General features: G+C 39.4%; 8 protein-coding genes and 1 pseudogene. 2 read left to right on the top strand and 7 right to left on the bottom strand.

From position 1 onward, the window contains the following. The first annotated feature begins 484 nt into the window (after positions 1-484). Both AACS90_RS19545 and AACS90_RS19540 read left to right on the top strand, forming a co-directional pair. Positions 485-964 (top strand): PliI family lysozyme inhibitor of I-type lysozyme, encoded by a 480-nt coding sequence (locus AACS90_RS19545; protein WP_099123566.1) that lies wholly within the window; start codon positions 485-487, stop codon positions 962-964. Between the two features lie 233 nt (positions 965-1,197). After that, complete coding sequence (locus tag AACS90_RS19540; protein WP_099123565.1) at positions 1,198-1,575, top strand: hypothetical protein; 378 nt, start codon at positions 1,198-1,200, stop codon at positions 1,573-1,575. A 193-nt stretch (positions 1,576-1,768) separates the two neighbouring features. Here the strand turns inward: AACS90_RS19540 and AACS90_RS19535 are convergent, their stop codons facing one another. From AACS90_RS19535 to AACS90_RS19505, 7 genes and pseudogenes are all read right to left on the bottom strand, one after another. Further along, complete coding sequence (locus AACS90_RS19535; protein WP_099123564.1) at positions 1,769-2,896, bottom strand: RNA ligase RtcB family protein; 1,128 nt, start codon at positions 2,894-2,896, stop codon at positions 1,769-1,771. Between the two features lie 338 nt (positions 2,897-3,234). Further along, positions 3,235-3,633, bottom strand: coding sequence for a VOC family protein (locus tag AACS90_RS19530; RefSeq protein ID WP_099123563.1), 399 nt, complete (start codon positions 3,631-3,633; stop codon positions 3,235-3,237). 156 nt (positions 3,634-3,789) lie between these two features. Further along, positions 3,790-4,245, bottom strand: coding sequence for a GNAT family N-acetyltransferase (locus tag AACS90_RS19525; RefSeq protein ID WP_241538331.1), 456 nt, complete (start codon positions 4,243-4,245; stop codon positions 3,790-3,792). Positions 4,246-4,296: 51 nt separating this feature from the next. Beyond that, a complete protein-coding gene (locus tag AACS90_RS19520) occupies positions 4,297-4,776 on the bottom strand; it encodes a hypothetical protein (protein WP_099123562.1) in 480 nt (159 codons plus the stop codon). Between the two features lie 156 nt (positions 4,777-4,932). Beyond that, positions 4,933-5,301: an HNH endonuclease gene (locus AACS90_RS19515; protein WP_099123561.1), complete on the bottom strand. Its 369-nt coding sequence runs from the start codon at positions 5,299-5,301 to the stop codon at positions 4,933-4,935. Between the two features lie 62 nt (positions 5,302-5,363). Then, positions 5,364-5,555, bottom strand: a complete 192-nt coding sequence (locus AACS90_RS19510) for a hypothetical protein (protein WP_099123560.1) — start codon at positions 5,553-5,555, stop codon at positions 5,364-5,366. 1,008 nt (positions 5,556-6,563) lie between these two features. Then, positions 6,564-6,665: pseudogene (locus AACS90_RS19505) on the bottom strand (lysis protein); the annotation flags it as partial. Between the last annotated feature and the right edge of the window lie 63 nt (positions 6,666-6,728).

Here is a 6,728-nt window from a genome sequence, read left to right as displayed (position 1 = left end):
CGCAAGGTGTTTTAACAAATCAAAAGGGGTTTTTATAGCTGCCTCATCGCTGAAAGCTCTACGGAACCCCCTGCCTAGCAGGGGGTTTTCTATATACAATAAAACGGGAGTCTTCACTCCCGTTATTTTCAAACCATAAATAATCAATGCATGATATAAGTGCGGTTATTTATATAATCACAGGCTATTTTTGCCGAGAAGATTTTATTAACTCTATCAAAATCCATCTTACATCATGGAATGTTTTCGGTTAATTTATATCTATAATCATATTTTCCAAAAAACCAATTAAACTTAAAAAATAATAATGATTATAGTTAAGTCTGCATGCACTTGGTGCCTGTTTATCCGACATAATCTGCTTGATTTTTACTTTTATACCCAACACTATCGTCTTTAAAAATCCATGCTACGATATAAATTCGCCTATCAGCTTCTGCTATTTTTCCTTTGAAGCAACACATTAACTAATGGAGTATTGTCGATGCTTATAGTTAAAAAAATAAAATTTTCCGTACTGGCAACACTGTTTACCCTATTATTATCATCTCCAACCTTTGCCAAAGATGGTGTATTGATTAATTTACCTGATAAAAAATTTGCAGTTATTTCGGTCGGTGATCTGGAAAGTGCATCCATAGGTAGTTATTCCATTGCTGTTTTCCAGGATAAAGAGCTAACAGAATTCACCACTGGTGCCGTTTTTTCCCGCAATGGCTCAATATTTGAAGATGACGGAAAACCAAGAACAACATTTGCTGATATTGATGGTGACGGGAGTAAAGAACTCATTATCTCTAAACTCACCGCAGGCTCAGGGAATTACCTTGAAGTTGATGCACTCAAGATTACCGATAAGGATGTCAAATTACTGACCCGCATCAATACTAATAGTACGAATAATATTATTAGATTGCTTCGTAATCATTGTAAGAAAGAGCAATGCTTAAAGCAGAAACAGTGATAACACCTGAATCAGTTATTCAATGCCCATAAAATGTCAGGCAAACGATAGATAATGTACTATTGTTAATGTTATCACCACCATACCCAATGGATTTCGAGTTGTATCGCGGAGGAAAATAAGTTATTCCCTCCGAAAACATGGCTCACTATATAATCGGGGTGAGCACAGACAATAAAAAGCAACCTGAAAGGCGATGGGTATACCACGGTATAGCTGATAAAGGGGAATCTATGAAACGTCTTTTATTACCATTTTTTTTGCTATCGCTCTCATTCTTCTCTTATGCCGCACATACAAATCAGGACAAGATTGCTGAAACCTATTGTGATGTGTTTGGCAAAGCTTCCGTAGAGGCATTTAAAACCCATGACTCGCCAGATGTGATAGCACAAAATGCATTAAATGCTTTACATAAGAAAGGATTAACCCTAAAAGAAATCCAGTCTAATAAAAATGAATTTATTGCAACAATTAAACAAACTGTTGCTGAAGTCAGAGAACATAAGCCAAAATTTCCGAGCAATCACCATTTTGATGAGACGCTGGCTAAATCAGTTAAAGATTGTAAGGTTCAGATAAAGCATGTTTTATCCCAACATGCTCGCTGATTAAATGCGGAGCGACGAAGATTCGCCGCTCCGCATATACTTGCACTCTTGCAAATTACCACTTTATTCGCAGCACTCATATCGTCAGTTATGCTTCTGGAGTGCACTTTTATTGCGGCAACTTATTCTGGAATTCATTGAGTATATTTGGTTCAAGGCTCCAGAGTAAAACTCTACAAAAGGATTTATGGAATTACTCTTGGTTTTTTCTGGTCTTGTAAGTCAATACAGGCTTAAGCCGTGCTACTAATTTTACCAAACCTGTTTGTACCATAGCATCCATTACGCCACTAATAGGCTTATAGGCTTCTGGCGCTTCCTGAAAAATCAGCTGATTATCCAGACAAACCACACGACTACCCAATGCGGTACGCGAAAGTTGTTGTGCATTATAACGCCCGGCTAAACGTGATTTACACTCATTACGTCCCCATTTGCGACCAGCACCATGAGCAAGAGAAAAAAGACTTTGTTCAGTGGCTACCGGTTTCACTAAATAGCTATAGTCCCCTCGGGAACCCGGAATAACGACCAATCCCTGATCAGAAGGTGTTGCACCTTTGCGATGTAGCCAGCCATCAATTCCGTCAATAACACTGGAGGTGAGCAAATTGTGTGAAACATCCAGTAAACAGCTTCCTTCAGCTCGCCAGCGTCCCAGCATCCGTTCAGCAATTAACTGACGGTTAAGGTGAGCATAATCGAGAGCCTGTTGGTGTTGCTGAAGATAATGCTGCGCCTGTACACTGGACGCCTCCAACCCTTTATGCCCATACTGGCGAACATGCTGTTCAAGGATCATTTGCCCCATCCCACGTGAACCGCTGTGTACCAACAATAAAAGCTCTTGTTTATTAAGTTGCCATGTTTCAAGAACTTTAGGCTGATAAATTTCATCTATTTGCTGCAATTCAGCAAAGTGATTACCACCACCAATCGTCCCCGGTGAATAGCAAAAATATTCGGCCATATTCTCTGGCAGTTCATCTTCTTCCAAAGGGTTATCGATAGAACCGAGTTTTTTCTCCAGTTTATCTAATGACCATTTATTCAGCATTAAATCTGTTTTCCACAATGCCATACCACACCCAATATCATTGCCGATGAGTGCAGGATAAAAACGTGACTGTGAGAAAAATGCCGCGCCAACCGGATAACCTCTACCTGGATGCAGGTCAGGCAAACCGACCACACGTACCATATCAGGAAGTTGTGCTGTTGTTTCGAGTTGCTGGATGGCCTTACCTTCCAGCCAGGTATTTTCTGCTGCAATAATCTGAATATGCGATTGTGGTGCAGCCGAATATAATGTATTGCCCATAGATCAATCCTATGATCGATAAAAATAATAAGAGTTATGGTTCAGGCTGTCCTAGCCAAAGCAATACCAGATGTAAAAATCTTAGTAATTAGCTACAGACTGGCCCGAAAAGAGTCATTGTTACTGTCGTCATTATATTTTCTCCTTTCAGTCGTTAATGTAGATTAGTCAATATATAAAATTGAAGTTAGGCATCATACTCTAAATATAGTTCAGATTACCAGTGATTTATTTAATTCACACTCAATAATTTAAAACTAATATCAAATAACAATTCCAACATGTGATCAAAAACATAACCTTATGCTTTTAACCACATATTGAAATTAATAAATCCCTTAAGAAGTCCATTCTCTATTTTGTAAAACCACTCTATAACCATCTATATCTTCAAAGGTTTTTCCCACCACATCCCAATAGTCATTATATGATTGAACCACCTTAAAACCTGCATTTATCATACGCTCACAGCATTGTTCCCAAACACTATTTTCACTAAAGTAAAAAACTAGCAGATTATCTTTTGTTGGTGCTCTTCCAACAACAGTTCCTTGATGATGCGTAAATTCCAAATGATAGCTGTGTTTTTCATGCCCAATGATTGAACCATCAAAGTTATTATGCCCCTGAAACTCACCTAATAGCTTAAACCCCAATCCATTAACATACATCTCTGTAACTTCTTTAAGATTATCAGTTGGCCTGGCTACTCTTAATATTGATGACCTTGGGATCATTATATTCTCCATAATTTATTTTAAAGTTTTTATATTTTTTGCTAAAAAACACGTACACTCTAAAACCTTAACCTAACTTTAGGTCAAGCCACCTTTATCAGAATATTTTTTGGATATATAGAAAATAAAATTGATAGAATATTTATTCTTTGAGCATCAATTTATTTTATAAAAAAACACTAACTCGGGATCATCTTCATCAATGTTTTCTATATAACCACTTTTCCTAAAGCCCGCCTTGTTTAATAATGATTGCATCGATTTATTAGATTGGTTCGTAGATGTGAATAATTTTGGACAAGAACAAATTGATTTTAGGTAGCTGATAAGTTGTAATCCAACACCTTCCCTTCTGTTTCTTTCTCCAACCACCAGCATCTCAATAAAAGCATAATCAAAAAAATTATAATGCAGTACACCATAAGCAATCACCTCACTATCTAACTCTACCAAATAGCAAAATTGACTCTTGACCCAATTTTTAATTTGAACTAACCGACGATTATCATACAGAACAACTGGATCGATTCTGGTAAGAATATCGATATCAGGCATATCAGCACGCCGGATGTAGAGTATTTTGTTTTTTCGGTCATCGTCCATATTTATCATAATATCCCACCTTTAGAGCCTTTACTTTTCAAACAACATAATAGTAATTATTTAAGAACCGACTCTCTTACATCTTCCCAATACAGCATTCACCGGACTAAAAGGATCATTACTACTCAAAGTGGCTACCACCCCCGATTGTTTAGTGCCTACCAGATAGGAAAAATTTATGTTGTCCTTAACTGAATCATAAATAACCTCTTTATTGTCTCTTGAACCAAGCCCGACCTTAGCACCAAAATAACCCCATGCTCCCTTAGGTTTTACTCTTGGTGGCATATTAGGATAGAGGCTAACACCTATGTATTTTCCGTTTCCTTCCGCTCTCACCTTCATCATAACTTTAGGAAAATACCCGGGAGGAAATTCTTTGTGATTTTTGGGCTCCCTGAATATGTATGCCGGGTATAAGTAACAGGAATAATTACCATCACGGATATCGAGCTTACCATCAGCAGTGGTATAAACTCCGGTATCTGCCAGCAAGTAACCCGGAAACAGCAGTAATGCAACGGCAATTTTCTTTAACATCTGTCACCACCTGTCATGACTCAAATGATTCAAGTATAGCCTTGACGTTAAATAACATATAACTCGATACCGATGCTTTATGCTATCAACTAATCACAAATTTCTATCATAGACTGCACTCAAACAGTATTACGGGAAAATGTAGGATTTTATTTTTTAGGTAACTGGAAAGTAAAGGTAACCAAGTGATCGATCATTATGCGGATTGGAAACGATCTGCCGATAACCGTTTGCATCGCAGCCGATGTCCTGACCGCGCTTCTCGATACGCTGTTTGGTCGAGTTATGGTGTGAGGCACACAGTGACTGCCAGTTCTTTTTGTCCCAGAATAAACGCTGCGCCGCTTTGATGGCCTTACTGTGACGGGTATTCATGGCGTCTTTGAGTTTATGCGGGACAATGTGGTCTACGACGGTGGCGGCCGTTAATCTGCCCTGTTGGCGGCACATCACACACAGGGGGTGTTGTTGCAGGAAAGTCAGCCGGGCTTTATTCCATTTACTGCCATAGATACGGGATGACATGAGTTGCCCTCCATAAAGCAAAAAACCACCCGAAAGTGGTGACTTATCAAACTATTTACTTATTATCTGAAAAAACCGATAACATAAAAACACGTGATAAATTGGTATAACAAAATTGCTGATCCTATTCCGCTTACTACAGCAATAATTGCAGAGGCAGTGTCTTTGTTTTTCCTGTGACTATAAAAAGCCACACCAAAAATAAGCAGAGAGGGTAATAATATTATACCAATAATACCGATAACCATTCCCATAACTACAAACTCCCTTTGTTTATTCATATCATTGGAGTTTCAGTCTACTTTACGTGCATATTGCTGTCAGCCTCTTTACTTCATTTAGCCTATTAAACTGGCCTGTTCTGTATAGCCATCACGACTCTGTGAATCAGGATGGCAATACAGGCCGTCTCTCCGGCTGTCACATCACTTCGTCTGCCTACAGCGGATGTTGCTGATAATGACCTGTTATTCTCACTCAGGGCATAGGTTATTTTTGATTCTGTCAGTACGCTCGATGAAAAGGAGACATGTCATAGCTAATACCGACAGACGGCGATAACCCGGCGCAAAGGGATATCGGTATCGATACACCTGAAGAGGTGCGCACAAAATAGAATAGTTAAAACAAGGAATTAAGTCGTTTTGCACAACCTATGCTCGATTTCCTTTTTACCGCCGCCATCGCGTTCTACCTGCTCTATGAAATGAACCTTCGCCGAAATAGGAAACCAGCCCACCGAAGGCTCGCCAGCCATAACTGGTGACCTCGAAAGCTCATTTCGATAGGGTTAGGTTCGGTGCAATTGAGATGCGCTTTCGGTGCGCGGTGAAAATAAAAATGCCACCAGTCCGTATGCGTAGGGTACGCGGTGAGAACGAAGTGGCAGCATGAGTTATTCGTATTCCTTTAACCACTCAGGGAATGGGTAAAGAAATATTGACTTTAATTTCAGGTGTTAATCAATCGTTAAGAATTATTCGCTTGTTGTTACGGTGTAATGGGTTTATTAGATTTACCAGTTTTTGTGATGATAACGTTGTAAACGATGCGGAGAATAACTATGAAAAAGTATCTTCTTCTTTGCCTAGTGGCAGGCACTGCGCTTTTAGCACCAATGCAGACCTACGCTTCGATTTGCGAGTATATGAATGGTAGTGATTGGGCTAGCTGTATGACTTCGTGCATAGCATCTTACCATGATTACAATACTTGCCTATCTTTATAATAATTTCCGATAGGACGGTACTCCCACCGTCCTCTCACCCACACTGTGTCCTAACATACTCCTGCAAATATCTCAGTTTTGCCCGGTCGTTGATGATGCTTTCTCGGATATCGAGAACAGCTTGTCCAGTTTCTCTAGGGAGTTCGACGGTGGTTGCATGGCCCACGCTGCCGGAGGAAGTGGCTTCAGACACAGGACA

The sequence above is a fragment of the Xenorhabdus sp. KK7.4 genome (assembly GCF_963876465.1).
Lineage (GTDB): Bacteria > Pseudomonadota > Gammaproteobacteria > Enterobacterales > Enterobacteriaceae > Xenorhabdus > Xenorhabdus stockiae.
This window is presented reverse-complemented; position numbering and strand designations above follow the sequence as displayed.

Coding starts and splice junctions, on each gene's coding strand:
- AACS90_RS19515 (WP_099123561.1), bottom strand. CDS start 5,301: ATGTCATCCCGTATCTATGGCAGTAAATGGAATAAAGCCCGGCTGACT.
- AACS90_RS19525 (WP_241538331.1), bottom strand. CDS start 4,245: ATGATAAATATGGACGATGACCGAAAAAACAAAATACTCTACATCCGG.
- AACS90_RS19540 (WP_099123565.1), top strand. CDS start 1,198: ATGAAACGTCTTTTATTACCATTTTTTTTGCTATCGCTCTCATTCTTC.
- AACS90_RS19510 (WP_099123560.1), bottom strand. CDS start 5,555: ATGGGAATGGTTATCGGTATTATTGGTATAATATTATTACCCTCTCTG.
- AACS90_RS19535 (WP_099123564.1), bottom strand. CDS start 2,896: ATGGGCAATACATTATATTCGGCTGCACCACAATCGCATATTCAGATT.
- AACS90_RS19530 (WP_099123563.1), bottom strand. CDS start 3,633: ATGATCCCAAGGTCATCAATATTAAGAGTAGCCAGGCCAACTGATAAT.
- AACS90_RS19545 (WP_099123566.1), top strand. CDS start 485: ATGCTTATAGTTAAAAAAATAAAATTTTCCGTACTGGCAACACTGTTT.
- AACS90_RS19520 (WP_099123562.1), bottom strand. CDS start 4,776: ATGTTAAAGAAAATTGCCGTTGCATTACTGCTGTTTCCGGGTTACTTG.